The following is a 26,698-nucleotide window of genomic DNA, read 5'->3' as shown; positions in this document are numbered from 1 at the left end:
CTCACGCATGGCAGACTGCTGGTGCTCCAGATCAACGTCCACCAATGCCCCGACCACACGTAACGGCGCGCCGTAGGAATCGCGTTTGGTCTGGCCACGGGCGCGGAACCAGCGGTACTCCCCGCTTTTCATTTTCAATCGGTACTCGATGTCGAACGGCGTCTTGCCCGTACGGTCGTTCAGGTGCGCCTGGAAGGCTTCCAGGCTGTAGGCCTTGTCCTCCGGGTGCAGGCGTGAGGCCCAGCTGTCCAACACGTCCGGGAATTCTTCGACGGTTTCGAAGCCCAGCAAACGGCGGAACTGCGGCGACCACCAGAAGGGGTTCTTGGGATTGACGGGGTCACCGGCGATCACTTCCATGTCCCACAGCCCGTCCGAGAGCATTTCCCGCGCCAGTTCGAAACGGGTGATGATCACGTCGTGCTCATGTTCGCGCTGCAACTCGTCGTGGATGTCGCGCAAGGCGCCGGCAACGCGCAAAGGCACGCCCCGTGCATCGCGCAGGGTTTCACCCTGGGCGAAGAACCAGCGGTAGCTGCCGTCTTTCATGGCCAGACGGTTGCGCACCCGGTAGGGGGTCATGCCTGATTTGTCGTTCAGGTGGCGAGCGAAGGCGTCCAGGGTGGCGGCCTTGTCTTCCGGGTGTAGGCGGTCAGCCCAGCTGGCCAGGACATTGGGAAAATCGCGCTCGTCGCGAAACCCCAGCATTTCGCGAAATTGCTGCGACCACCAGAAGCGGTTGCGCGGGTTGACCGGGTCACCAGCCACCACTTCCATGTCCCACAAGCCTTCGCTAGATGCACGATTGACCAGGTCGAATCGGGTTTCCGAGGCGCGCGCATTGGCGTCGGCCTCGGCCAGCATCAACCGGGCGTTTTCCAGCTCGCGCTCAAGCTCGGCAATACGGCCTTCACGCTCAATGGCATGCAACTCACGCGAGGTCCATTCACGTTGCACGTCTGTCCAACTGGCGGCAGTGCGGCCACCGTCGGTGTGTGTTTGCGGGAGGGAGGCAGCCAGCTGCGTGAGCGCCTGGCGCTCGCCGCGGTTACGAAAAAGATGAAGCATGGGTCGGTACTCGGAGGAAGACAAAAAAGACCAATCCCTGGCTTCGTTACCGGCTCACGCATGGCCATCGCAGGATGCGACCCTTGCTGCCTGACCGGTAGTGCGAACTACGACAGCGGCACAACGACAAAGGTTGCGCGACAATGACATCATTACGATATCAGTTATGGAAGGGTACGGGCACGTCCCTCGCCCAACAGCACGAAAGAAGATCCTACTGGCACTCCTTGAAATGAAACTGTAACACCTGACTTCAGATTCCCTTCAGATAAGCCCCCGACACTGTCCCCCATCGAACCTGTTGGGAGACGTTTCATGACCCACCGTGACTGGAGCCATCTGCTTCCATTGGCCATCGGTAACCAGGCCGATCGTCAGGCAACATTGTCGCTACACCTGCAAGACGACCCTGGACGAATGCCACTCGAGCGGTTCATCCATCAGTGCTTTGCGTTGAGCCATCAGGCCGATATTCAGCATTTCCTGCCGCAGTTACTGGCGTTTCACGACAGCCAAGGCCGGTTGACAGCCGCCGCGGGCATTCGCCCAGCCGATGACGGGTCCCTGTTTCTGGAGCGCTACCTCGACATGCCTCTGGAAGACGCCGTGTCCCGTGTGGTCGGGACAACCCTGCCGCGCAGTTGCATGGTCGAGGTGGGCAACCTGGCCTCGCTCAGCGCCGGCAGCGCGCGCCTGATGATCGCTGCGGTCACGTGGTTGCTGGCCTCACGCGGCCTGCACTGGGTCGCGTTCACCGGCGCGGCGAAGCTGATCAACAGCTTCCAGCGACTGGGGCTGATGCCCGTCGTCCTGGCGCCAGCCGATCCTGCTCGCCTTGAGGACCAGGCTGAAAAATGGGGCACCTACTACAGCCATTGCCCTCAGGTGTTTGCCGGAAATATCCGTTACGGCTTCGATGCCTTGACGCGCACAGGTGTCTTTCAGCGCCTTGGCTTGCCGGTCCTGAGAGAGGAATCCGGTCATGCGGCATGAACTGAACCGCTTCAAGGCCTTGCTGAAGGAACACGCCCTACGTCAGCCTGACGCCATCGCCGTGCAAGGTGCCGACCAGCACCTGACCTATCGCGCCTTGTTCGAGGCGGTCGAGGTACGTGCCGCCTGGCTTGGGAGCCAACCTCAGGGTGCATTCGCACTGGCCTTGGACAATGGCCCGCAACTGTTGCTGTGGGACCTTGCAGCGCTGTTCGCCGAACGCCCATGCGTGATCATTCCCCCGTTTTTCACCTGCGCTCAAATGTCCCACTGTCTCAGCCAAAGCGGCGTCACCCTGGTGCTGAGCGAAACCGGGTGGGACTCACGTCTTGTCGAGCTGGGCTACGTGCCACAGGCTCGGCCGGGGTTCTGGCTCTGCAAGTCGCTCGCAGGGGTGGCCATTGCGCCGGAAACGGCAAAAATCACCTACACCTCCGGCAGTACGGGATCCCCGAAAGGTGTCTGCCTGAGTGCCGAGGCATTGCTTGGCGTGGCCCGTGAGCTTGAGGCAGCTAGCCGAGCCAGCGCACCCGAGCATCACCTGGCGGTGCTGCCACTGGGCGTTCTGCTGGAAAACCTGGGCGTGTATGCCGCGCTGATCGCCGGAGCCTGCGTGCACCTGCTCAGTCAACAGCAACTGGGGATCAGTGGCGCCACCCAGGTGGACTTCAAGCGACTGGTGGGTGCAATCGTCCAGAGTCAGGCCCAGAGCCTGATCCTTGTGCCGCAGTTGCTGCTAGGGCTGGTCACTGCTGTTGAACAAGGGGCGATGTCAGCTGAGCAGTTGAGGTTCGTCGCCGTAGGCGGCGCTCGGGTGTCGCCCAGCTTGCTGGCTCGCGCCGAGGCTGTCGGGCTTGCGGTGTACGAGGGCTATGGGCTGTCTGAATGCGCCTCGGTGGTCGCCCTCAACCGTCCGGGCAGCGTACGCCGGGGCAGTGTGGGCAAGCCGCTACCCCATGTGCAGGTGCGCATCGCGGAAGATGGCGAGGTGCTGGTGGCCGGTTGCACGCTGCTGGGCTACCTCGATACCGCGCTTTTCCACGGTCCATGGTGGGCAACCGGGGACCTGGGCCATTTGGATGACGATGGTTTCCTGTACCTCGATGGGCGCAAGAAGCACCAATTCATCACCAGTTTCGGTCGAAACGTCAGCCCTGAGTGGGTAGAGGCCGAACTTACCCAGAGCGGCATCATCGCCCAAGCATTCGTACATGGCGAGAGCCTGCCCAGCAATGTGGCGTTGATCTGGCCGATGGACCCAAGCCTGAGCGACGACCAGATCGATCAAGTGGTGAGCCAGTGCAATGCACGGCTGCCCGACTACGCACGTGCCCACCACTGGCGACGCCTGACGGCGCCGCTGAGCCTCACCGATCAAACCCTGACAGCCAACGGCCGCCCTCGGCGCGAGGCAATTCTTGAACGCTATCAATCCCTGATCTGCATACCCCAGGAGTAAGCTGACCATGTCCTTCTTTGAAACGTTGCAACTGCAAACCACCCACGAGCGCCAGGCGTTGTTCGGCGTGCCGGTGATCCGCGAGGCCATGGCTGGACAGGTCAGTCTCGATAGCTACATCGCATTTCTCACCCAGGCCTATTACCACGTGCGCCACACTGTCCCGCTGATGATGGCATGCGGGGCGCGCCTACCTGCCCGGCTCGAATGGCTGCGCGGTGCAGTGTGCGAGTACATCGAGGAAGAGTACGGCCATGAGCAGTGGATCCTCAACGACATCGAGGCCTGTGGGGGCGACTGGGAAGCGGTACGCGACGGCCGGCCCGCACCGTCGATCGAGCTCATGGTCGCCTATCTTTACGACTTGATCGCACGGGGCAATCCGGTAGGGCTATTCGGTATGGTCAACGTCCTGGAAGGCACCAGCATTGCCTTGGCCACACAGGCCGCCGGCGCCATAGCACAGAGCCTGTCGCTGCCAGACCGGGCCATGAGCTACCTCAAGTCCCACGGCGCGCTCGACCAGGACCATATGGTGACCTACAGGCAGTTGATGGACCGCCTGGACAACGCCGAAGACCAGCAGGCGGTCATCCAGGCAGCCAAGATGGTCTACCGCCTGTACACCGAGATGTTCCAGGGGCTGCCCCGCGCGGACCAGCCAGAGGTGCGCCATGCGGTTGCATGAGTCGGTCGTGGTGCTCACCGGCGCCAGCGGCGGGATTGGCCTTGAGCTGGCCGAGCAGCTGTGCCATGCCGGCGCGCAGGTCCTGGCCGTCAGTCGGCACATGGGCAAACTGGCAAGCCTGATGAACCGCTACCCAGGCAGCCTGCGCTGGCAGTCGGCGGACTTGCGTACACAGGAAGGCCGAGCACAGGTCGTGTCGCGCGCGCGCGAACTGGGCGGCTTCAATGTGCTGATCAACGCTGCCGGGGTCAATCGCTTCGCCTTGCTCGAACAGCTGGACGAACAGGCCCTCGATGAGCTGCTGGACATCAACCTGAAGGCACCTTTGCAACTGACCCGGGCTTGCTTGCCACTTCTGCGCGAGCAGTCCAAGGCGCTAATCGTCAACGTCGGCTCGACGTATGGCTCGATCGGCTACCCCGGCTATGCCAGCTACTGCGCCAGCAAGTTCGCGCTGCGCGGGTTCTGTGAAGCACTGCGCCGTGAATTGGCCGACACCCCGGTCAACGTGCTGTACGTCGCGCCGCGCGCAACCCGCACCAGCATGAACAGCAGCGCCGCTACCGCCCTCAACCAGGCGCTGAAAGTAGGCATGGACGACCCGGTCTACGTTGCACGGGCTGTACTCCAGGTGGTCCAGTCCGAGCGCAGCGAGCTCTACCTGGGCTGGCCGGAGAAAATGTTCGTGCGCCTGAACGGCATCCTGCCAGGGCTGGTGGATCGAGCCTTGCGTAAACAACTGCCATTGATTCGGCGCCATATCGGCAGCCCCCTGAAGGAACCGAGCAAATGAAGCCTATCGTATTGGCCAGCTTGCTGGCATTTACCCCGCTTGGCTGGGCGCTTGATCAGACAGGGGCCCAACACCTGCACGACTTGCAGCAGCAATGGGCGCATATCCAATATCAATTGCCCAAGGATCAACGCGCAGGCGCGTTCGAGAAGCTGGCGAACGAGGCGGCCGTTTTCGTCCGCCAGAACCCCAATGCCCCGGAGCCTCTGATCTGGGACGGCATCATCAATAGCAGTTGGGCTGGCGCGACCGGTGGGCTGAGTGCGCTTGGCAAGGTCAAGGCCGCCAAGGCCAGCCTGGAAAAGGCCATCACCCTCGACCCTCAAGCCCTGCAAGGCTCGGCCTACACCAGCCTGGGCACTTTGTATGACCAGGTTCCAGGCTGGCCCGTTGGCTTCGGGGATGACGACAAAGCCGACACGCTGCTCAGGCAGGCCTTGAAAATCAATCCCGCAGGCATCGACAGCAACTACTTCTGGGGCGATCATCTGGTGCGTCAGAAACGCTACAGTGAGGCCAGAGTTGCGCTGCGCAAGGCCTTGCAGGCGCCGCCCAGACCCGGCCGAGAATTGGCCGATGAGGGCCGACGTGCCGATATCAATGCTTTACTCGACACCATCAAGGACAAACAGGACTAGACATGCGCCTGCTGCTGGTTGAGGACGATAGCGCGTTGGGTGAAGGCATCTGCGATGGTTTGCGCCAGGAGGGCTACACCCTTGACTGGTTGCAGGACGGCGTCAGTGGCTTGCACGCCCTGCAGCATGAGGCATTCGACGTGCTGATACTGGACCTGGGCCTCCCACGCCTGGACGGTATCGAATTGCTGCGCCGGCTTCGAGCAGGAGGCAACAGCCTGCCGGTGCTGATTCTCACCGCACGCGATGCCCTGGAGGACCGCATCGCGGGGCTTGATGCCGGGGCGGATGACTATCTGGTCAAACCCTTCGACCTCAACGAACTCAAGGCACGCCTGCGTGCCCTGCTGCGCCGCAGCGCTGGCCGGGCCACGGTGCTGATCGAGCACGGTGGTGTCAGCTTGGACCCGGCAACCCAGCAGGTGCATTTCAAGGGTGCCGAAGTGGTGCTGACGCCCAAGGAGTACCGACTGCTGCATGAGCTACTCGCCCAGCCAGGCAAGGTCTTCACCCGCGAACGCCTGACGCAGTTGCTCTATGGCTGGGACGAGGAGCCGGAAAGCAACACCCTGGAAGTGAACATCTACCAACTGCGCAAGAAACTGTTCAATGGCCTGATACGCACTGTGCGCGGCATCGGCTACCTGGTCGAGGCCAAGGTATGAGGTCGCTACGCCAGCGCACGCTGTGGCGCGTCATGCTCTTGCTGCTGATCGGCACCGGCTTGCTGGCGTTGTACAACTACCATGACAGCCGCCATGAAATTAACGAAGTGTACGACGCGCACCTTGCCCAGAATGCTCGCCTGCTGCAGGGAGTAATGAGCATGCCGGTTCAAGGCGGCGCACGTGACGAGCTGTACCGTGCCTTCAACACCGCGCTGGCCCAGGCGGGCCGCCACCGGGTAGGGCATCCCTACGAGAGCAAGCTGGCCTTCCAGGTCTGGGACGAAAACGCCGCACTGATGGTGCAAACGCCCAGCGCACCTCGTCTGGATCCGCGGCCCAGGCGGCCTGGGTTTTACGATTTCACCAGCAACGACGAGCAATGGCGCGGTTTCGTGCTACCGGTGCCCGACAAAGGCTGGGTGATCTGGGTGGGTGAGCGCGATGACGTGCGCTATGACTTGATCGACCGAATCGTTCGTCACACCCTGATGCCATTTCTGGTGGGCGGCCTGGCGCTTGCCGTGCTGGTATGGGCCGCCATCGGCTGGGGGCTCAAGCCGTTGAAGAACATGGCCGACGTCATTCGCGCGCGGCATGCCGAATCACTCGAACCGCTGCAACTGGTGCCGCTGCCCTCGGAGCTCGAACCCATGCAGGCTGCCCTCAATCGCTTGCTGGCCCAGATCAAGGACCTGCTGCGCCGTGAACATCGCTTCATTGCCGACGCTGCTCACGAAATGCGAACACCCTTGGCGGTGCTGCGCCTGCATGCGCAGAACGCACTGGCTGCCAGCAACGAAGCCGAACGCACCAAGGCCTTGACGTTCCTGATGGGCGGCGTTGATCGATTGACGCGGGTGGTCAACCAACTGCTGACACTGGCCCGGGTGGAGCCTCGAATCGGCCAGCGCCCCCATGAGCACGTCGACCTTGCCGAGGTGGTCACTGACATCCTGGCCGAGCTTACCCCCTGGATACTGGACAAAGGCCTGGAACCCTCCCTGGAAATAGAGGGCGGCGAGCACCGTGTAGCCGTCGATGCCAGCGCGTTGGGCATTGCGCTGCAGAACCTGATGTCCAATGCAGTCGAGCACTCGCCCCTTGGGGGGCGCATCACCGTCTCGCTGCGGGGCAACGATGAGCGTGTCGAATTGGTGGTGCAGGACGAAGGGCCAGGTATCGACGAGGCGAGCCTCTCGCGGGTGTTCGAACGTTTCTACAGCCGCAACAGCCCCAACGGCGCTGGCCTTGGGCTGTCGATCGTGGCAGCCATCATGGAGCACCTGGGTGGCCGGGTGGTCCTGAAAAACCGGGCGCCAGGTGGGCTTGAGGCTGCGCTGCTCCTACCGAGGGAATAAGCCGCGGTACCGAGCCTACGTCCCAAGGCCTACGATACATGCCTGCGCCGCCTCCCCCAACATCTCCCCCGCCAACACCCGAAACCGTCGAGTCAGCACGTTCTCAGGCCGGTCGGATGAGAGGAGCAGATACGTGTAGAACCGCAACTGCGGCGTAAACGGCCGTATGTCGATGCCGGTGTGCAAGTATTCTGCCGCCACTAGCGGACTGACCACGCTCACCCCCAGCCCTAGCCCGACCAGTGAGCACACGGTGGCGGCATGGGTGGCGTCCAGGTTGAGCACCCGCGGGTCATCCTCGGCGAACAGCCGGTCGAGCCGCGTGCGGGAGCCGTCGGTATGCGAAAGCGAAATGAATTCTTCGCCCTTGAGGTCAGCAGGCGTCACGGCTTGCAAGGCACCGAGCCGGTGGCCCTTGGGGAAGATGCACACGCCAGGGACATCGCAGATGATCTGGGACTGCACGCCCGCCATGTCCTCGGCCACATAGGACACCAGGCACACATCGCAGAACCGGGTCGCGGCCCAGTGCGCCACGTTCGGCGAGTCGTTGGTGTGGATGGAAATATGAACGTGCGGGTTCTGCTGGCGAAAGCGCTGGATGATCTTGGGCAGCAGACCATGGGTCAGGGACGGCACCGCACCGATCCGCAACTGCCCGGTACCGCCGCGCTTGAGGTGCTCGGCGGAGGTTTCCAGGCTGTGCAGCCCGATGAAGGCGCGCTCTACGTCGGCGAAAAACTGCGCGCCCTCATCGGTTGGCAGCAAACGCCCCCCTACCCGTTCGAACAACTTGAACCCATTGGCCCGTTCCAGTTGCGCAATCAGCCGGCTGACATTGGGCTGGGAGGTATGCAGCGCCTGCGCCGCTGCTGTCATGGAGCCGCTGAGCATGACCGCGCGGAAGGTTTCGATCTGCTTGAAATTGATGGCCATATCATTTCTGCATGACGGGTTGATGTATTGTCATTTGATTGCATGACGCGCAGATTTTATAACTACAACCACATCGACGTCTGCTCCGATGCAGCGCGATACCCCCGAGCGCATACCGGCAACAACACACATAACACCGGTGCTCCAGCGTCACTTCAGCTCTGCCCTTGTACTCACGCATCGCCCCCGCACAGTGGCGCGGTGCAGCCCGGTAATCAGGAGGCATCATGTCGTTCTCGTATAAGAAACTAAGCGCTGCACTGGCCCTGACGTGCGTGTCGTGGGCGGCGGTACCCACCGTTCAGGCCGCCGACCTGCCCGCCGTCCCCCCAGCCATCAAGGAGGCGGACCACCTGCGCGCTGGCGTGCGCTGCGACCAGCCACCGTATGGCTACCAGGACAAAAAGGGTGAATTCGCCGGCGTCGAGGTCGAGATGGCCAAGCAGATTTCGCTATGGGCCCTGGGCTCGAAGGACAAGGTCAGCTTCACCTGCGTGACCGCCGAAAACCGTGTGCCGCAGTTGCTGGGGCGCAAGGTGGACTTGCTGATCGCCACCCTGGGCGTCACCCCGGAACGCCAACGGGTGATCGACTTCACCACGCCCTACCGGTGGGGCGCCAGTGACGTGGTGGTAAAGAAGGACAGCCCGGCCCGCGCGATCGCCGACCTTAAGGGCAAGACCCTCGCCACGCTCAAAGGGTCGGTGCAGGCCAAATGGTTCGAAGACCACATGCCCGACGTCAAGACCCTGCGCATGAACAGCGCCGCCGATGCCTTGCAAGCCTTTCGCCAGGGCCGCGCCGACGCCTACACCCACGATGCCGCCACCCTCGTGGTGGTCGCCGACAACGACCAGAATGCCCGCCTGATAGGTCAACCGTTCCAGATCTCCGACGCGGCCATCGGCGTGCGCAAGAGTGAAGCGCAGTGGCGCGACTTCCTGAGCGCGGCGGTGTTGCGCATGCGTGAAGAACACCTGTTCCGAGGCTGGGTGCAGCAGTTCGTACCCGAAAACATCCAAAGCTACTACATCAGCGTCTTCGAGCAGGCCAAGCCTGCCGAAGCGCTTTGATCGGCCGCCATCATGGAGTTCGACGTCCATTATCTGATCGAGCAATGGCCTGCCCTGCTCGACGGTGTGCTGATGACACTGCGCATCACAGCCCTGGCCATCCTCTGCTCGCTGTTGATCGGGGTGCTGGGCGGGGCGGTGCGCGTCATGAAGATCCCGGTGCTGTCCCAGGCCGTGGCGCTGTACGTGGAGCTGATCCGCAATACGCCGATCCTGGTGCAGTTGTTCTTCATCTTCTACGGCCTGCCGGCCATTGGGCTTGGGTTATCGCTGTTCTGGTCGGGTGTGGTGTGCCTGTCGCTGTGGGCCGGTGCGTACCAGATCGAGAACATCCGCGGCGGGCTGGCCACGGTGGAGCGTGGCATGCGCGAGGCGAGCCTGGCACTGAGCCTCAAGCCCGTGCAGTACTTTGCCCTGATCGCCATGCCCATCGCGTTTCGCACCAGCCTGCCGGCGATGCTCAACACCGCGATCTCACTGCTGAAGAACTCTTCCTACCTACAGGCCATCGGCCTTGCGGAATTGACCTTCGTCGCAGTGGACCGCATCGCCACGGACTTTCGCGCCATCGAGATGTTCACGGCCATCTGCGTCATGTACCTGGTGCTGGTGGGAGTGCTCGCGTTGATGACTGCGCGGCTGTCCGCCCACCTGCAACGCCCTTTCCGGCAGTGAGGCGACCATGAATTTCCTACTCGAAAACTGGAGCTTCGTGTGCAAAGGGTTGTTGATGACCCTGTACCTGGCATTGGTGGTGCTGCTGTTCACCACGCTGATCTCGGCCGTGCTCGGCGTGCTGGCCACGGTCAAGAACCGCCTGTTGGGGTGGACGATCCATGGCTACGTGGAGCTGTTTCGCTCCATTCCGCTGATCGTCAACGTGTTCTTCATCTTCTTCGGTGCGCCGATGTTCGGTGTGGACCTGAGCCCTTTCGCCGCCGTTACCGTGGGCCTGACCTTGTGGGGAAGCGCCAACGGCATCGAGATCGTGCGTGGCGGGCTGGAGTCGGTGTCCAGGCATCAGTGGAAAAGTGCCTGGGCCCTGGGCCTGCGCCCCTGGCAGATCTACCTGCATGTGGTTGTACCGCAGTCGATGCAAGCCATCCTGCCGGCCTACACCGGGTTGCTGACGATCCTGGTGCAAGCCACGTCCCTGGGCGCCCTTGTGGGTGTGGGGGAGTTTCTCAAGGTCGGTCAGATCATCATCGAGCGGGAAACCGTCATGACCGGCGTGAGCCCCGCCTTCGCAGTCTACGGCGTGGTGCTGTTGGTGTACTTCGTCATCTGTTCGGCGCTGACCTGGCTCAGCCGTTATCTCGAACGTCGTCTGGGTCGTCCGGCGGCACGTACTTCCACTGAAGAGGTTCCAGCATGCAAGCATCCAAAGTCAGTCGGCGCCTGAAGGAAAGCACCGCGCCGCAAGTGAACGAGTACATCTACCGCCCGCGCCTGGAAGGCTTTGCCAGCGGCTTCGCGAACCTGGGTAACGTCAACAAGGCGCACATTCTGATGCTGGCCGAACAAGGCCTGATCCGCGGCGACCATGCCAGCGTGCTGGCCAAGGGTGTGCTGGACATGGAGCAGGCAGGCCCGGATGCGGTCGAGCTGGATCCTTCGCGCGAGGACGCCTACTTCAACTACGAGGCGCACCTGATCGAGCAGATTGGCGCTGACATTGGCGGGCGCCTGCACACCGGTCGCAGCCGCAACGACATCCTGGCCACCCTCGACCGCCTGCGCTGCCGCGACCTGCTGATGGACCTGATCGACGAGTTGGCAACGGTACGCGCCACGGCCCTTGACTGCGCCAAGCGGTACGCCGAAGTGGTGATGCCTGGCTACACGCACCTTCAGCCGGCGCAGCCGATCACCTACGGCTATTACCTGAGTGCGGTGGAACAGGCCCTGGAGCGCGACAGCAAACGCCTGACCCAGACCCTGGAATCGATGAACCAGTGCCCGCTTGGAGCAGCCGCCTTCGCCGGCACGCCGTTCGACATCGACCGCGCCCGCACCGCCGAGCTGCTGGGCTTCGACGGCTACCTGGACAATGCCCTGGATGCCATAGGCTCGCGGGATTTTCTGCTCGAAAGCCTGTCGCACCTGAGCAACCTGGCGGTGTTCTGGAGCCGCGTGGCGCAGGACTACTTCGTGTGGAGTACCCATGAGTTCAACCTCATCGACTTCCCCGACAGCGTCGCTGCCACTTCCAGCATCATGCCGCAAAAGAAGAACCCCACCGTGCTGGAGTACCTCAAGGGCCGCAGTGGCCATATCGTCGGCCTGCTGATGGGTGCGAGCGTGACCATCAAGGGCACCAATTTTTCCCATACCGGCGACGGCAATCGCGAAGGGACACGGGGCTTCTGGGAAGCTGCCGAAGAAAGCCTGCGCTGCCTGAAACTGCTGGACCTGGTGCTGCGCACCGCCACCCCCAACAGTGACCTGGCGGCACGCCGCGCCGGTGAGGATTTTTCCACCGCCACCGGCTTGGCCGACCTGATGGTGCGCGAGGTCGACCTGTCGTTCCGCGAAGCCCACCATGTGGTCGGGGGCGTGGTGCGCATGGCCATGGACCAGGGCCTGCCGGCCAATCAGATCACCACCCGGATGATCGACACCTGCGCCCTGGAGCAGTTGGGCCATGCCCTGCACCTACCCGAGCAGAAGGTGCGTGATTGCCTGGACCCGGCCAGCAACGTGCAGGGCCGCAGCTCTGCCGGCGGCCCGTCGCTTGGGTCCTTGATGCCCAGCCTGGCGCGCGCCAGCAAGCGCCTGGACGCAGAGCGTGCGGCCAACCAGCAGCGCCGCGAGCGCATGAGCGCCGCCGACCTCAACCTGCAAGCCCTGACCCGGGCACAGGCGGGCCTATGAGCACAATCCTGACAGTTCGCGGCCTGCATAAAAGCTTTGGCACCCATGAAGTGGTCAAGGGCGTCGACATGGACGTGCGCCAAGGCGAGGTGGTGGTCATCATCGGCCCCAGCGGCTCGGGCAAGTCCACCTTCATCCGCTGCCTGAACAGCCTGGAACCGCCCTCCAAGGGTACCGTGGTGGTTGGCGATGGCGATCAGACGCGTGCGGCAGACCGCAAGGCCTTGGCCCGGCTACGCGAGGACGTGGGCATGGTGTTCCAGGACTACACGCTGTTCCCGCACATGACGGTGCTGGCCAACATGATGCTCGCCCCGGTCAAGCTCAGGCGCGCAACCAAGGCGCAAGCCCAGGCCCACGCCCTGGCCTTGCTCGAGCGCGTCGGCCTGCGGCACAAGGCCGGGCATTACCCGGCCGAGCTGTCCGGCGGCCAGCAGCAGCGGGTGGCGATCGTTCGCGCCTTGGCGATGAAACCCAAGCTGATGCTGTTCGACGAGCCCACCTCTGCGCTGGACCCGGAAACCGTCGGCGACGTGCTCAATGTCATGAAGGGCCTGGCGGCCGAGGGCATGACCATGATCGTCGTCACCCACGAAATGGGCTTCGCCCGCGAAGTGGCCGACCGCGTGGTGTTCTTCGACGCCGGCAAGGTCATCGAGACCGGGCCGCCATCTCAGCTCTTCAGCGCGCCGAAAGAGGCTCGCACCCGGCAGTTTCTGCATAGCGTTCTGCACTGAACGAACAGCGTGTTCAACCCTATCTTCCCGCAGCCAGCGCCCGCTTGCACCGGCCAAGCGTGTCTGCGCGCCAGCCAGGAGTATTTCAGATGAACGAAGCGACCCCATCCCTGGATACACCGGCCATCCAACCCATGATCCAGATGGAGAACGTCAACAAGTGGTACGGCGACTTTCAGGTGCTCAAGAACATCAACCTCAGCGTGCAGCCAGGTGAGCGCATCGTGCTGTGCGGCCCGTCCGGCTCAGGCAAGTCGACCACCATTCGCTGCCTGAACCGCCTCGAAGAACACCAGCAGGGCCGCATCGTGGTCGAGGGCGTCGAGCTGACCCACGACGCGAGGCAGGTCGAGACCATCCGCCGCGAAATCGGCATGGTGTTCCAGCACTTCAACCTGTTTCCCCACCTGACCATCCTGCAGAACTGCACCCTGGCGCCCATGTGGGCGCGCAAGATGCCGCGCCACGAAGCGCAAGCCCTGGCGATGCATTACCTGGAACGGGTGCGTATTCCCGAACAAGCGCACAAGTACCCTGGCCAATTGTCCGGCGGCCAGCAGCAGCGCGTGGCGATTGCCCGGGCGCTGTGCATGAAACCCAAGATCATGCTGTTTGACGAACCCACCTCGGCACTGGACCCGGAAATGGTCAAGGAGGTGCTCGACACCATGGTCAGCCTGGCCGAGGACGGCATGACCATGGTGTGCGTGACCCATGAAATGGGCTTCGCCAGGACCGTGGCGCACCGGGTGGTGTTCATGGACCAGGGCGAGGTGGTCGAGCAGGCCGCGCCGGCGGTGTTTTTCGAACGGCCTCAGAGTGAGCGAGGGCGGTTGTTCTTGAGTCAGGTGTTGCATTGAGCATGGGGCGCCCCTCGGGCGCCAACCGTGCTGCATTCGAGAATTACAGCGACGACCTGCTTTCGTTCTCAGCGATTGGACCGAGCCGCGCTTTTCCCGCAGGCATGCCCCGCACGTATTGGATGTCGGGGCAGCTTAACCTGCTGCTTCCACGTTCTTGAACACTGCCTCTACTTCACTTTCCAGTTGATTGATCGCGCCGAGGTACTCGATCAATTCCGCCGCCCGGCTGCCCCGCAGCCCCGCCGTGGTCATTTCCCCATCGACCACGTAGCTGTACACGCCACTGACCGCGAAAGCCTTCAAACTTCCGATGTGCCGGGCCTGATCCGCCAGCGTCCGCTTGAACGCCTGCCCCTCGAAAAACCGGCGCCGGGCCACAGGGTTTCCGAAGGCGACTTCCATGATTACCAGTTCGGCACGCTCCTGCGTGGCCGTGTGCGCAACGTCTGGTGCCGGCGGATGATTCCCATCGTTCTGGAAGGGGGCACACAGGTGCACTTGCACTTTCAATACCGAGGCATCCTGCGCTAGGGTCGGCGCGAGTTTGTCGCGCACATACGCTTGCAGATCTTCAAGGCTTTGTCGCGGGCTCATGTGCACATGAATCCGGTCGGCATGATCGAGCCCATTGAGGCGCTCGTCCGCCAGCCGATTGACCACCATCGTTGACCCTTGCGGGAGATCGTACGCCAGCGTTTCGTCGAACATGTTCTGTTCGTCAGAAAACAGGATAGGGCTGGCTTGCTTGAAGCGCGCCTGCTGGTCGGCGGACTTGAAGCCGATCTCCACACCGCCATCGAGTTCGTAGTCTGCGATCTCTCCCACGCCCTCGGCCAATGGCCAGAGGTGTGCGTCCTGGGTGCGCGAGAAGTGGTGCTGGATGTACAAGCCCAGCCCTGGCAGCCGTGAGCACAACGGGCCGTGCACGTCGCGCCAGTAGTGGGCGAAGATCGCGTGAGGGACACGTTCGCGTCTTTTGACGGTGGTGTAGCTGTTGAGAGTGATCGTCATGGCTTGACCTTGTTGAGCTTGAGGTGTGTTTAGAGTCAGAGCTGCCTGTGGGGATGGCGTTCAGTCAAGCTCGTCGTGACTTGGCAAGAGGTAATTTGGCTTAACAGATCGAGAGGTTTCCCGGCCGAGAGGTGCAGTCAACAGGGACTTACGGAGTAGCAGACCTGATAGAATTCACGTTTTTGCGCTTGATCGTGGTCTGAGCACTAGACCTGGCTAACTAGGCCTCCTCTCTGAGGCGGTAACGGCAGTGACCTGTCAGCAGAAAGCGCTAAACATCCGTAACCGAGAGATTTTCGAATGCCCCCCGAAACGCCAGAAAACGCGGCCCGCCCAATGGATACGGTAGTGAGGCGGTTTTCTGTTGCCCCCATGATGGACTGGACCGACCGCCACTGCCGGTTCTTCCTGCGCCTGCTCTCCAAGCACACCCTGCTCTACACCGAAATGGTCACCACTGGTGCCCTGCTGCACAACGACGCCCAGCGTTTCCTGCGCCACGATGCCTCCGAGCACCCGCTGGCCCTGCAACTGGGCGGCAGCGTGCCAGTGGACCTGGCGGCGTGTGCGCGCCTGGCTGAGGCAGATGGCTATGATGAGGTCAACCTCAATGTCGGCTGCCCCAGCGACCGGGTGCAGAACAATATGATCGGTGCCTGCCTGATGGCGCACCCGGCGCTGGTGGCCGATTGCGTGAAGGCCATGCGCGACGCCGTCTCGACACCGGTGACGGTCAAGCACCGCATCGGCATCAATGGCCGCGACAGCTATGCACAGTTGTGCGACTTCGTCGGGCAGGTGCGCGAGGCGGGTTGCCGCAGTTTCACCGTGCACGCACGCATCGCCATTCTCGAAGGGTTGTCGCCCAAGGAAAACCGCGAAGTGCCGCCGCTGCGCTATGACGTCGCCGCGCAACTGAAAGCTGATTTCCCGGACCTTGAGATCGTGCTCAACGGCGGTATCAAGACCTTGGCCGACTGCCATTCCCACCTTCAGACCTTCGATGGCGTGATGCTGGGCCGCGAGGCCTATCACAATCCGTACCTGCTGGCCGAGGTGGATCAACAGCTGTTCGGCAGCGTTGCACCGGTGGTCACCCGCACCGAAGTGCTGGCGCAGTTACGGCCTTACATCGTGGCGCATATGCAGGCAGGGGGTGCGATGCATCACGTGACCCGGCATATTCTCGGCCTGGCCCAGGGCTTCAAGGGCGCTCGCCGGTTCCGCCAGCTGCTTTCGGCAGACATCCACAAGGCGGCCGAGCCGCTGGCCGTGTTCGACCAGGCCGTCGAGTTGTTGCAGGGGCGTTGAGGGCGCTGGCGTGTCACGCAAGCGCCTGCCGGTTGCGCGACACGATGCAGGGCCCAGCCTGAAGGGAACCTGGGAGACGGTGGGTACTCGAACATTCACCTCTCGTACAGCCGGGCCCTTGAGCGACCGTGGGGGCTGGGGTAATGTCGAGCCCATTGCACAGGACAGAGCACGCCCATGACCTCCAAGCTGGAACAACTCAAGCAGTTCACTACCGTGGTCGCCGACACCGGTGACCTGGACGCCATCACACGCCTGAAGCCGGTAGATGCCACCACCAACCCGTCGCTGCTGCTGAAGGCTGCTGCCATCCCGGCCTATGCCGAGTTGCTCAAGCGCGTAAAGGGCGAGGCCAACGGTGATGTGGACCAGGCCTGCGACATGTTCGCGGTGGCGGTGGGTTCGGGCATTTTGAAAGCCATCCCCGGGCGTATCTCGACCGAAGTGGATGCGCGGCTGTCGTTCGACGAACCTGCCCTGCTGGCCAAGGCGCGCTCGCTGATCGAGCTGTACGACAAGGCCGGTGTTGGCCGTGACCGTGTGCTGATCAAGCTGGCGTCTACCTGGGAAGGCATACGCGCCGCCGAAAAGCTGGAGAAGGATGGCATCCAGACCAACCTGACCTTGCTGTTCTCCTTCGCCCAGGCCCAGGCCTGCGCCGACGCCGGTGTGTTCCTGATTTCGCCGTTCGTGGGCCGGATCTACGATTGGTACAAGAAAAGCACGGGCAATGAATACACCGGTGCCGATGATCCAGGCGTACAGTCCGTCACGCGGATCTACAACTACTACAAGGCCAACGGCTACGACACCGTGGTCATGGGCGCCAGCTTCCGCAACACCAACCAGATCGAACAGCTCGCCGGTTGCGATCGCCTGACCATCAGCCCAGAGCTGCTGCAGCAGTTGAGCGAGGATCAAGGCGACCTGCAGCAGGTACTGAAGCCAGGCAATGCCGGGGAGCCCAAGCGTCAACTGAGTGAGAGCGAGTTCCGCTGGGACATGAACGAAGACGCCATGGCTACCGAGAAGCTGGCCGAGGGCATCCGCCAGTTTGCGCGCGATCAGGAGAAGCTTGAGAAGGTCATGGCTGAAAAAGGCTGATCCAGCCATGTTGGGGCGAGACAGCTTTGCCGGTGCCTCTCTGGGCCGCGATGCGGCGGGGTAGCCCGAAATTTATACCTTTGAGCTCATATCGCCGGGCCCGCTGCGCGGGCCATCGCGGCACAAGACCGCTCCTACAGGTAACGCGTAATGCTCAGGACAGCTTTGGCCGTTCGGAGCACTTGCACTGCATCTGGATGCTTGAGTTTTGCCTGGGAGCATTCCCGGCCGTGCTGGGCGGCGCAGCAGGCCCAGGACTTCAACGTCGCGGTCCTACCATCGGGCTACCGCCCTGTTTGCACTACTTCTGAACCGGCTCATAAAGGCTCACGGCACTCGCATCCACCTTTTTCGGCAACAGCCCTTCACGATAGAAGGCATTGGCGATGCGCTGCTGCTCGCCCAGGTTTTCTGGCCTGACCGGCTGTACGTCGTAACTGCGCCGGGCGTTGGCCTGTTGCACCGTGGCACTGTCCAGGTTGCCCCACAGTGGACCGAGAATGCGCGCGGCCTGGGCCGGGTGGGCTTTGGTCCAGGTGCCGGCCTCACGCAAGGCGAGGTAGACCTGCTGCAACACCTCAGGATGAGCCTTGGCATAGTCGCTGCCCGCCAGGTAGTAGCGCTGATAGCTGGCCAACTCGCTCCCATCGGCAAGTATGCGTGCATTCTGCTGACGTTGGGCGCTGGCCACATAAGGGTCCCACGTCACCCAGGCATCGACCTTGCGGTTCTCGAACGCGGCGCGGCCATCGGCCGGTATCAGGTAGGCGGGGCTGATGTCCTTGAACGTGAGCCCGGCCTGGGCCAGCGCCTGGATCAGCAGGTAATGGCTGCCTGCTGCCTTGGTCACGGCCACGCGCTTGCCCTTGAGGTCGGCCAAGGTCTTGAGGGTCGAATCCGCAGGCACCAAGATAGCCTGAGCGGTCGGCGACGGTGTCTCTCGGGCGAAGTACGTAAGCTTTGCACCTGCTGCCTGGGTGAACACAGGCACAGTGTCGGCAACATCCGCCGAAATATCGACATTGCCCAGGTTCAGCGCTTCCAAAAGCGGCAATCCGCTTGGAAATTCATGCCACGTGACGCGAATGCCCTCGGCCCGCAGGCGCTGCTCCAGGCTGCCACGAGCCTTGAGCAGCGTCAGCAGGGTCGAGGATTTCTGATAACCGATGCGCAACGTTTGGTCGGCGTTAGCCAGGCTTGGCAGCACCGTGCTGGCCAATAGCGCCAGGCAAAGTCTGCGCAGAGTGTTTACGCTCATCAGGATATCTCCGGGTCAAGGTTGCGCAGCCAGCTTGGTGCTTTTGGGAACGGTAAAGCCGCTGGCGAAAGTGGGTGCCACTTCAAGGCGTTCAGTCATCAGCCCGTGGGCATGGTAGAAATCGGCCGTCTCCTGCTGAGTGGCGATGGTTTGGGGGTCGATCACCTGCCAGCGCAAGTGGCGACGCTCAAATTGCAGACGGGCCGCGTCCTGGGGGAAGCCGATGATAGCGGCAAGGGTTTTCGAGTAACTGTCCAGGTGCTGGTTGGCCCAGACCTGCGCCTGGGCCAGGCGGTTGAGGTAGTCCTGCACTGCAGCCTGCCGTGCAGGTTCGCTCAACGCCTTGTCGGTAGCGGCGAGGAAGCTGTTCCCACTGGAAAGACCCCGCCCATTGACCAGCACCCTTCCCTGCCCACTGAGCTCAGCCAGCGCGGTGTAAGGCTCCCAGGTGGCCCAGGCGTCTACCGAGCCATTGGCCAGAGCGATCTTGGCATCCACCGGCCCGAGAAACCGCAACTGCACATCCTTTTCGCTCAGCCCGACCTGCGCCAAGGCCTTGAGTGCCAGATGATGCCCGATGGAACCTCGCCCGGTTGCAATGCGCTTACCCTTGAGTTCAGCCGCTGTGCGCACCGGCGAATCGGGCCTGACCAGCAGCGCGGTACCGTAGGGATCAGACTTGTCGACCGCCACGGCCTTGACCGGCGCCCCTGAGGCGAGCACGAACAACAGCGGCGCATCACCAATGATGCCGGCATCGATCGCACCGGCATTGAGCGCTTCGGCGAGGGGCGCAGCTGCGGGAAATTCCGCCCACTGGATGTCGTAGGGGAGATCGCGCAGCGCGTCAGCCGCCTCCAGCTGGGCCCGCATGTTGCCCTTTTGATCACCGATGCGCAGGGTCAGGCGCTCCAAGGCGCTGGCCTGGCCCATCAACAGGATGGCTGCCGCCAGGGTCAATACTTTCATTCGAATGAACATGGAACGCCTCTTCGTCCTGTGGGGCGGCGTCGTGCAGCCCGAGCGGACGACTCTAGCGACTATTTTTTAATAACTTAAATTGATTTTAGGAATAACCTAATATGCATTTTTGAATTATTGAGTATCGGTCATGGCATTTCTGCTGATCGGGATTATGCTAATGCCTTATTTTTTTACCGTTCAGGCAAGAGCCGAATCATGAAAATCGATGACATGGACGCGTTCGTCGCCGTCATGCGTTGCCAGTCGACCAACCTGGCTGCCGAGGCGCTGCATGTCACCCAACCGGCCATCACCCGGCGTGTGCAGAACTTCGAACAAGACCTTGGCGCGACCCTGCTCGACCGCAACACCAAGCCCCTCAAACCTACCCCCATGGGGCTGCGGGTCTATGAACAATGCAAAGCGATCCTGCGCGAGATCGACTCGTTGCGCGAACTGGTGGCCAACGACGGCGCCCCGTCCGGGACGTTGCGCCTGGGCGTTCCGCAGACCCTGGGGGACGTGGTGCTGCTCGACGCCTTGGCGCAGATCCGCCAGGCCTACCCACAACTGCGCACCCAGGTCACCAGCGGCTGGGGTAGCAGCCTGATCGGGCGTATGGACAACGGTGAACTGGACGCTGCCGCCGCGTTGTTTCCCCCTGGCAAGATCTTTCCCGACGGGATCGCCAGCCAATCCATCGCACGTATGCCGCTGAAGGTGGTTGCGGCCAAGGGTAGCGCGGGCAAACGCAGTTACAAACTCAAGGATTGTTACACCCGCGGCTGGGTACTGAACCCCGATGGCTGCGGCTTTCGCGCGGGGCTGCAACGCGCCCTGAGCGAGCAAGGGCTGAGCCTTTCGATCAACCTGGAGACATTCGGCACTGAGTTACAGCTGGGGTTGGTCGCAAATGGTCAGGGGCTGGGGCTGGTTCCGGAGCCCTTGCTGCAAGCCAGCCGGCACCGCGATTCGCTCGATGTACTCACCGTCAGTGATTTCAAGCCACAGGTAGACCTGTGGCTTTTTCATCCTCGCTACCTGGGTAATCTTCAGGAGCCGGTAGAGTTGTTCGGCAACGTGGCCGGGCAACGTTTGCAGGGCTGCTATCACCCTGGCTGATCTAAACCTGAATCATCAGGGTGATGAAACTCAACGCACGATATACGTAAATCGCATAACTAAATTTGGATTAAATTCTATTTACTGATAATTAGCATAGAACCAAAAAGACTTTTACAGCGTTCATCCATACGAATACGGTCTTAAGGAACACACCGTCATTCAGGGATGAAACCCATGAGTCACCCCTCAGGCAGCGCGCTCGCCGAGCTGACGCAGGCCCTTGCGGCCAATGCCGAGCGCTATGACCGCAGCGCTCGGTTCCCTCAGGACAATTTCGACCTGCTGCACCGCCACGGGCTGCTCGCCTACACAGTGCCGCGCCACCTTGGCGGTGGCGGTGCGGACCTGGCGAGCGCGCGCCGCGTGATCAGCGCAGTTTCCAAGGGCGACCCGGCCACCGGGCTTATCCTGGTGATGCAGTACTTGCAGCATGTCCGTGCGCATCGGGCAGCAGACTGGCCGGAACGCCTGCGTCACCGCATCGCCCGCGACGCCGTGGAACACGGTGCACTGATCAATGCGCTGCGCGTCGAGCCCGAACTTGGCACCCCGACCCGCGGCGGCTTGCCCGCCACCGTGGCGCGCCGCACGGCGCAGGGCTGGCGCCTGAGCGGGCGCAAGATCTACTCCACGGGCAGCCATGGTCTGACCTGGTTCCTGGTCTGGGGCCGCAGCGACGACGCTGTCCCTTTGGTAGGCGGCTTTCTGGTACACCGCGACACACCCGGCATCAGCATCGTCGAGGACTGGGACCACTTGGGCATGCGTGCCACCTGCAGCCATCAGGTGCATTTCGAGGACGTGCTGATCCCGCTTGATCATGCCGTCAGCGTCAGCCCGACCAACGCCCCGAAAGCCGAACTCGATGAAGACAGCCTGCTGTGGATGAGCGTACTGCTGCCAGCGGTCTACGACGCGGTGGCACAGGCGGCGCGCGATTGGTTGGTGGCATTTCTCACGCAGCGCACACCGTCGAACCTGGGTGCACCTCTGGCGAGTCTGCCGCGTTTTCAGCAGACGATCGGGCGCATCGATACCCTGCTCTTTGCCAACCAGAGCCTGCTCGATGGCGCTGTCGCCGGGCACACCGCAGCCCACCATGCCGGGCAACTGAAGCAGCTGGTCAGCGCCAATGCCATCGAGGCCGTGACGCTGGCGGTCGAAGCGGCGGGCAACCCTGGGCTTTCGCGGCACAATGCCCTGGAACGGCACTACCGCGACGTGCTCTGCAGCCGCATCCACACCCCCCAGGACGACGTCGTCTTCAGCCAGGCCGGCCGAGCCGCACTGGCACAGGTGCAGGCATGAGCCATTCAACGATTGCCAGCCACCTCGACGCCCAGGCCAATCACTACCTGCGCAAGCAGTTACCGGGTCATCGAGTCATCGATGTTCCTCCCGGTCAGCTGAGCCTTGAAGTGGCCACCGACGTGTTCATCCTGCGCCCGATCAATGTGCGGGGTCAGCGGATCGACAGCCCGCCGGTACAGTGGCCCTGGGGGTTGAAGTGGGTGCAACTGGTGTCTTCGGGCATCGATCTTTACCCCGAATGGATCTTTGGCGGGCCCCCTGTCACCAGCGGCAAGGGCGCCAATGCCGAGCAAGTGGCCGAGTTCGCGTTGGCACTGATGTTCGCCGCGGCAAAGCAATTGCCAAGCCTCTGGGTCAAGAACGCCGACTGGCGCCTCACCGCACTGGCGCCTTTGCGCGGGCGCACCTTGGGCATTCTGGGCTTCGGCAGTATTGGCCAGAGCCTTGCTCATAAGGCCGTGGCGCTCGGCATGCGGGTAACGGCCCTGAGCCGGCCAGGGCAGCCTATCACCCAGGTGCGCGGCGTGGAGCGCGCCAACGATCTACGACAGTTGTTCGCACAGAGCGACCACCTCGTGCTGGCCGCCCCACTCACCCGTGACACCCGTGGGCTGATCGATCGGCACGTACTGAACGAGGCCCGACCAGGCTTGCACCTGATCAATGTCGCCCGTGGCGGGCTGATCGATCAGCAGGCGCTGCTGGAGGCGCTGGACAGCGGTGTAATCGCCCGCGCCAGCCTGGATGTGACCGATCCCGAGCCGCTGCCCGCTGACCACCCGCTTTATCACCACCCACGCGTGTTCCTGTCGCCCCACACCTCGGCCATTTCCGATGAAGGTTACCCGGCGTTTCTCGAAGCCTTCATCGCCAATTTCCACCGCTACCGCGAGCGAGCACCCCTGACCAATCTGGTCGACACCGCCCGTGGTTACTGATCACCGGAGAACACCTCAATGAGTTCACTGTCTGCCGTCAAGCCCACCGCCAACAACGTGCGCGACCGGGTCAGCACCGAAGAATGGGAGGTGCGTGTCAAGCTGGCCGCCGCCTACCGCCTGGCGGCCCTGTTCCGCTGGACTGACCATATCTACACGCACTTTTCCGCCCGTGTACCAGGGCCGGAGGAACATTTCCTGATCAATGCCTTTGGCTTGCTGTTCGACGAAATCAGCGCCTCGAACCTGGTCAAGGTGGACGTCGACGGCACCATCATCGACGACCCGCTGGGCCTGGGCATCAACCAGGCCGGCTATGTAATTCACAGCGCCATTCACCGCGCCCGGCCCGACCTCAAGGCTGTGCTGCACACCCACACCCGTGACGGCGCAGCGGTGTCAGCCCAGCGCGCCGGCCTGCTGCCCATTTCCCAGCATGCCCTGGCGTACTACAGCCGGGTGGTTTACCACGATTACGAGGGCGTGGCCCTGGACCTGGACGAGCAGCAGCGACTGGTGGCCAACCTCGGTGACAGCAATATCCTCATCCTGCGCAACCATGGGCTGCTGACCGGGGGCATCAGCGTGGAACATGCATTTCGCGAACTGCATGGGCTAGAGCGTGCCTGCAATATTCAGGTGGCCGCCCAGGCCGGGGGCAACGATCAATTGCTGCATGCATCGCAGGCGGCCATTGCCAAGGTGCATGAGCAATCCAAGCGCTTTTCCGATGGCAAGGGGGAAGGCATCCAGCGGCATTGGGACGCGTTGATCCGGCAACTGGATCGCGAGAGCCGCGACTACCAGAACTGATCGCTCCAGGCTGGATGTGCCTGCGCTAGGGGCAAGCTCGCCCGCTCAGGCGCCTCCATGTTCCGACGATCGACACGTTGTCAGTGGCGACCGGCTCGCCTTGCGCGTGGCCGGACACCGACGCACTCATCTCCTTGAAGGACCACGCAATGCCCCCACTGCACCACCTGTTTGCCTTCGGCGCCCTGACCCTGGCCCTCACTGCCTGCTCCCCTGGCAATGAAGCCAGTGCTGGCAAAACACTCAACATCGCCTTCTGGGGCGACAACACCACCCTGGTCAGCCTCGATCCCTTCCAGGTCTACTGGTTGGAGCACCGTGTGCTGCTGCGCAACGTGGCTGAGTCGCTCACGGATCAAGACCCCGACAGCGGGCAGATCATCCCTTGGCTGGCCAAAAGCTGGGAAGTCAGTGCCGACGCCCTGAGCTACACCTTCCACCTGCGTCAGGACGTCACGTTCAGCAATGGCGAGCGCTTTGACGCGCACGCCGTCAAAGCAGCCTTCGACAGCAACAAGGCATTCGCGGCTCAGTTGCCCGCCACCTTCGGCGCTACCTACCTGGCAGGCTACGACCATGCCGAGGTGGTCGATGACTTCACCGTGCGCCTGGTGCTATTGCGACCCAATGCAGGCTTTCTGCAGGCCACGTCCACCACCAACCTGGCTATCCTCGCCCCAGCTTCGTACCAGCTGCCCGCCAAAGCGCGCTCATTGGGCAACATCATCGGGACGGGACCGTTCACCCTCGACCACTACACACCCGAAGTGGGCGCCCGCCTGGTCAAGCGCAGCGACTACGCATGGCCCTCGGCCAACGTACATAACCGGGGCGCTGCGCATGTGGACGCCATCAACATCAGCTACATCCCTGAAGAAAGTGTGCGAAATGGCCTGTTCCTTCAGGGCAAGGCCGATATCCTGTGGCCGCGCAACCCCTTCTCGGAGGTCGATCTCAAACTGTTCCAGGCCAAGGGCGCCACCATCCAGAGCCGGTCCTTGCCAGGCCCCGCGTTGAACCTCTACCCCAACACCCGTGACAACCGCTTGCTGGCTGACCGACAGGTTCGCCTTGCGCTGCAAAAAGCCATCGATCGCACCAGCTATGCGCATACCGTGTACAACGCGCAGTTCCCCGTCGTGAGCGGCGTGTACGACGTCACCACGCCGTACTTCAAGCCCCAGGCCAACAAGCTCGTCTATGATCCGGCTGGCGCCGAACAGTTGCTCGAAGCTGCCGGTTGGCCCAAGGGCAAAGACGGTTACCGGTACAAGAACGGCAAGCGCCTGACATTGCGCTACAACCTCACCCCGGCCGAAAGCGCCGGTGACGTGTTGGTGCAGGACCAACTGCGCAAGGTCGGCATTGACCTGAAACTCAATGTACTGACCCGCGCCGAATGGGTCGCGGGTAACGCAGCAGGCAGCTATGACCTGACTTCCACCTACATGACCCGTGCCGACCCGATCATTTTGCAGACGATTCTTGACCCACGTTCGGCCAACAGCGCCACGCTGGCCACCAATACCTACGAGCCGCAGACCCTGACCCGGGCACAGGCGCTGCTCGACAGTGGCATCACCGCGACTGACGATGCGCAACGGGCCCAAGCCTACGGGCAGCTGCAAGACCTGCTGATCGACGAAGCCTCCGCCTTCCCGCTGTACGAGCGCGTCTGGCAAGCCGCCACCGCACCTCGGGTCAAGGATTTCCGCTGGACCGCCGAGGGCTTTGCGCTGTTCAGCGACATCGAGGTCAGCCAGCCATGAAGCGCTATCTGATCACCCGCTTGGGTCAGGCGCTGCTGGTACTGTGGGGCGCGTACACCATCACGTATTTCATCCTCTACCTTTTGCCTGGCGACACCCTGACGATCATGCTCAGTGCCTCCGGCATGGAGGCCGATGGCCTGTCACCCGAAGCATTGGCCAAGGCCCGTGCTTTCTATGGGCTAGACAAAGGCCTGTTCGAGCAATACATCGACCTGCTGTGGCGTGCCCTGCACGGTGATCTGGGGCAGTCGCTGTCGCTGGGGCGACCTGTTACCGCGCTGCTGGCCGAACGCTTGCCGCAAACCTTGGCGCTGGCGGGCTCTGCCATCGTGCTGTCGGTGGTGGGTGGGGTCGGCCTTGCCTACCTGACCGCCTACCTGCAATGGCGACCGCTCAAGACGGCACTCGCCCGGGTGCCTTCGCTGGGCTTTTCCATCCCCGTGTTCTGGATGGGCCTGTTGCTGATCCAGGTCTTCGCCTTCGCGCTGGGCTGGTTCCCGGCCACTGGCAGCCAAGGTTTTGCCAGCCTGGTGCTGCCGGCAATCACCCTGGCGATACCCAGCGCCGCTGTGTATGCCCAAGTGTTGCAGCGGGGCTTTCAAGGGGTGTGGCAGGAACCCTACATCACCACCGCCTTCGCCAAAGGGCTCAGCCGCGCCCAGGTCCAGGCCCGCCACGGCCTGCGCAACGCCACGCTGCCGCTGCTGACCCTGATCGGCCTGCAGGTCGGCAACACGGTGTCCGGTGCCGTGCTGGTCGAGACCATCTTCTCGCGCAATGGCGTAGGCCGGTTGGCCCAGGAAGCCGTGCTGCGTCAGGACATACCGGTAGTGCTGGCGATTGTCGCGGTATCGGCGGCCGCTTTCGTGCTCGTCAACCTGATCGTCGATCTGCTCTACCCCTACCTCGACCCTCGCATCACCCCTACGGCCAAGGTGAACTGA

Annotated in this window: 25 protein-coding genes and 1 pseudogene; 21 read left to right on the top strand and 5 right to left on the bottom strand. The window is 62.6% G+C overall.

The features are described from left to right. Positions 1-105: 105 nt before the first annotated feature. Positions 106-708: pseudogene (locus B2J77_RS21840) on the bottom strand (PAS domain-containing protein); the annotation flags it as partial. A gap of 675 nt (positions 709-1,383) precedes the next feature. Between B2J77_RS21840 and B2J77_RS07440 the strand changes: the two are divergent. The 7 genes from B2J77_RS07440 to B2J77_RS07410 are packed head-to-tail and all read left to right on the top strand — an operon-like array spanning position 1,384 to position 7,665. Next, positions 1,384-2,061 carry a thermostable hemolysin gene (locus tag B2J77_RS07440; protein WP_078478288.1) on the top strand — a complete coding sequence of 226 codons (678 nt, stop codon included), beginning with the start codon at positions 1,384-1,386 and terminating at the stop codon, positions 2,059-2,061. Continuing rightward, positions 2,051-3,520 carry an AMP-binding protein gene (locus B2J77_RS07435; protein WP_078478287.1) on the top strand — a complete coding sequence of 490 codons (1,470 nt, stop codon included), beginning with the start codon at positions 2,051-2,053 and terminating at the stop codon, positions 3,518-3,520. Before B2J77_RS07440 ends, B2J77_RS07435 begins: the two co-directional genes overlap by 11 nt. Before the next feature lie 7 nt (positions 3,521-3,527). Then, the gene (locus B2J77_RS07430; RefSeq protein ID WP_058639380.1) at positions 3,528-4,208 is read left to right on the top strand and encodes a TenA family transcriptional regulator; all 681 of its coding nucleotides are present in this window, start codon (positions 3,528-3,530) and stop codon (positions 4,206-4,208) included. Then, entirely contained in the window at positions 4,195-5,001 is an 807-nt protein-coding gene (locus B2J77_RS07425) for an SDR family oxidoreductase (protein ID WP_078478286.1), read from the top strand. Before B2J77_RS07430 ends, B2J77_RS07425 begins: the two co-directional genes overlap by 14 nt. Continuing rightward, positions 4,998-5,639: a hypothetical protein gene (locus B2J77_RS07420; RefSeq protein ID WP_058639378.1), complete on the top strand. Its 642-nt coding sequence runs from the start codon at positions 4,998-5,000 to the stop codon at positions 5,637-5,639. The genes B2J77_RS07425 and B2J77_RS07420 overlap by 4 nt, the downstream gene beginning before the upstream one ends. A gap of 2 nt (positions 5,640-5,641) precedes the next feature. Continuing rightward, positions 5,642-6,304 (top strand): response regulator, encoded by a 663-nt coding sequence (locus B2J77_RS07415; RefSeq protein ID WP_058639377.1) that lies wholly within the window; start codon positions 5,642-5,644, stop codon positions 6,302-6,304. Continuing rightward, entirely contained in the window at positions 6,301-7,665 is a 1,365-nt protein-coding gene (locus B2J77_RS07410) for an ATP-binding protein (protein ID WP_078478285.1), read from the top strand. Before B2J77_RS07415 ends, B2J77_RS07410 begins: the two co-directional genes overlap by 4 nt. A gap of 15 nt (positions 7,666-7,680) precedes the next feature. Here the strand turns inward: B2J77_RS07410 and B2J77_RS07405 are convergent, their stop codons facing one another. Then, the gene (locus tag B2J77_RS07405) at positions 7,681-8,601 is read right to left on the bottom strand and encodes a LysR substrate-binding domain-containing protein (RefSeq protein WP_230375144.1); all 921 of its coding nucleotides are present in this window, start codon (positions 8,599-8,601) and stop codon (positions 7,681-7,683) included. A 227-nt stretch (positions 8,602-8,828) separates the two neighbouring features. Here B2J77_RS07405 and B2J77_RS07400 point away from each other — a divergent pair, with 227 nt between their 5' ends. From B2J77_RS07400 to B2J77_RS07375, 6 genes are all read left to right on the top strand, one after another. Then, positions 8,829-9,674, top strand: coding sequence for a transporter substrate-binding domain-containing protein (locus tag B2J77_RS07400; protein ID WP_078478284.1), 846 nt, complete (start codon positions 8,829-8,831; stop codon positions 9,672-9,674). 12 nt (positions 9,675-9,686) lie between these two features. Then, on the top strand, positions 9,687-10,349 hold the full coding sequence (locus B2J77_RS07395) for an amino acid ABC transporter permease (RefSeq protein WP_078478283.1): 663 nt from the start codon (positions 9,687-9,689) through the stop codon (positions 10,347-10,349). A 7-nt stretch (positions 10,350-10,356) separates the two neighbouring features. Then, complete coding sequence (locus tag B2J77_RS07390) at positions 10,357-11,076, top strand: amino acid ABC transporter permease (protein WP_078478282.1); 720 nt, start codon at positions 10,357-10,359, stop codon at positions 11,074-11,076. Then, the gene (gene argH / locus B2J77_RS07385) at positions 11,046-12,548 is read left to right on the top strand and encodes an argininosuccinate lyase (RefSeq protein ID WP_078478281.1); all 1,503 of its coding nucleotides are present in this window, start codon (positions 11,046-11,048) and stop codon (positions 12,546-12,548) included. The genes B2J77_RS07390 and argH overlap by 31 nt, the downstream gene beginning before the upstream one ends. Further along, a complete protein-coding gene (locus B2J77_RS07380; RefSeq protein WP_153008574.1) occupies positions 12,545-13,285 on the top strand; it encodes an amino acid ABC transporter ATP-binding protein in 741 nt (246 codons plus the stop codon). The genes argH and B2J77_RS07380 overlap by 4 nt, the downstream gene beginning before the upstream one ends. 89 nt (positions 13,286-13,374) lie before the next feature. Then, positions 13,375-14,145 carry an amino acid ABC transporter ATP-binding protein gene (locus B2J77_RS07375; RefSeq protein WP_058639629.1) on the top strand — a complete coding sequence of 257 codons (771 nt, stop codon included), beginning with the start codon at positions 13,375-13,377 and terminating at the stop codon, positions 14,143-14,145. 135 nt (positions 14,146-14,280) lie between these two features. On the opposite strand, the gene B2J77_RS07370 is transcribed toward B2J77_RS07375, so the two are convergent. After that, positions 14,281-15,159: an EthD domain-containing protein gene (locus B2J77_RS07370; RefSeq protein ID WP_058639630.1), complete on the bottom strand. Its 879-nt coding sequence runs from the start codon at positions 15,157-15,159 to the stop codon at positions 14,281-14,283. Positions 15,160-15,459: 300 nt separating this feature from the next. Here B2J77_RS07370 and dusA point away from each other — a divergent pair, with 300 nt between their 5' ends. Then, on the top strand, positions 15,460-16,470 hold the full coding sequence (gene dusA, locus B2J77_RS07365) for a tRNA dihydrouridine(20/20a) synthase DusA (RefSeq protein WP_392515962.1): 1,011 nt from the start codon (positions 15,460-15,462) through the stop codon (positions 16,468-16,470). Between the two features lie 177 nt (positions 16,471-16,647). Then, positions 16,648-17,574: a transaldolase gene (tal, locus tag B2J77_RS07360; RefSeq protein WP_078478279.1), complete on the top strand. Its 927-nt coding sequence runs from the start codon at positions 16,648-16,650 to the stop codon at positions 17,572-17,574. 301 nt (positions 17,575-17,875) lie between these two features. Here tal and B2J77_RS07355 read toward each other — a convergent pair whose 3' ends face one another. Continuing rightward, on the bottom strand, positions 17,876-18,832 hold the full coding sequence (locus B2J77_RS07355) for an aliphatic sulfonate ABC transporter substrate-binding protein (protein WP_058639633.1): 957 nt from the start codon (positions 18,830-18,832) through the stop codon (positions 17,876-17,878). 15 nt (positions 18,833-18,847) lie between these two features. After that, positions 18,848-19,813 carry an ABC transporter substrate-binding protein gene (locus tag B2J77_RS07350; protein WP_078478278.1) on the bottom strand — a complete coding sequence of 322 codons (966 nt, stop codon included), beginning with the start codon at positions 19,811-19,813 and terminating at the stop codon, positions 18,848-18,850. Between the two features lie 198 nt (positions 19,814-20,011). Here B2J77_RS07350 and B2J77_RS07345 point away from each other — a divergent pair, with 198 nt between their 5' ends. From B2J77_RS07345 to B2J77_RS07320, 6 genes are all read left to right on the top strand, one after another. Beyond that, positions 20,012-20,917: a LysR family transcriptional regulator gene (locus tag B2J77_RS07345; RefSeq protein ID WP_078478277.1), complete on the top strand. Its 906-nt coding sequence runs from the start codon at positions 20,012-20,014 to the stop codon at positions 20,915-20,917. Positions 20,918-21,094: 177 nt separating this feature from the next. Further along, positions 21,095-22,228, top strand: coding sequence for an acyl-CoA dehydrogenase family protein (locus B2J77_RS07340; RefSeq protein WP_058605685.1), 1,134 nt, complete (start codon positions 21,095-21,097; stop codon positions 22,226-22,228). Then, entirely contained in the window at positions 22,225-23,169 is a 945-nt protein-coding gene (locus tag B2J77_RS07335; RefSeq protein ID WP_058639636.1) for a D-isomer specific 2-hydroxyacid dehydrogenase family protein, read from the top strand. The genes B2J77_RS07340 and B2J77_RS07335 overlap by 4 nt, the downstream gene beginning before the upstream one ends. Positions 23,170-23,187: 18 nt before the next feature. Next, positions 23,188-23,982 (top strand): class II aldolase/adducin family protein, encoded by a 795-nt coding sequence (locus B2J77_RS07330; RefSeq protein ID WP_058605687.1) that lies wholly within the window; start codon positions 23,188-23,190, stop codon positions 23,980-23,982. Positions 23,983-24,131: 149 nt separating this feature from the next. After that, positions 24,132-25,751: an ABC transporter substrate-binding protein gene (locus B2J77_RS07325; RefSeq protein ID WP_078478276.1), complete on the top strand. Its 1,620-nt coding sequence runs from the start codon at positions 24,132-24,134 to the stop codon at positions 25,749-25,751. Next, on the top strand, positions 25,748-26,698 hold the full coding sequence (locus B2J77_RS07320) for an ABC transporter permease (RefSeq protein ID WP_078478275.1): 951 nt from the start codon (positions 25,748-25,750) through the stop codon (positions 26,696-26,698). Before B2J77_RS07325 ends, B2J77_RS07320 begins: the two co-directional genes overlap by 4 nt.

It is taken from the genome of Pseudomonas parafulva, assembly GCF_002021815.1.
Taxonomy (GTDB): domain Bacteria; phylum Pseudomonadota; class Gammaproteobacteria; order Pseudomonadales; family Pseudomonadaceae; genus Aquipseudomonas; species Aquipseudomonas parafulva_B.
Note: the sequence above shows the minus strand (reverse complement) of the source record. Positions and strands in the feature narration are given on the sequence as shown.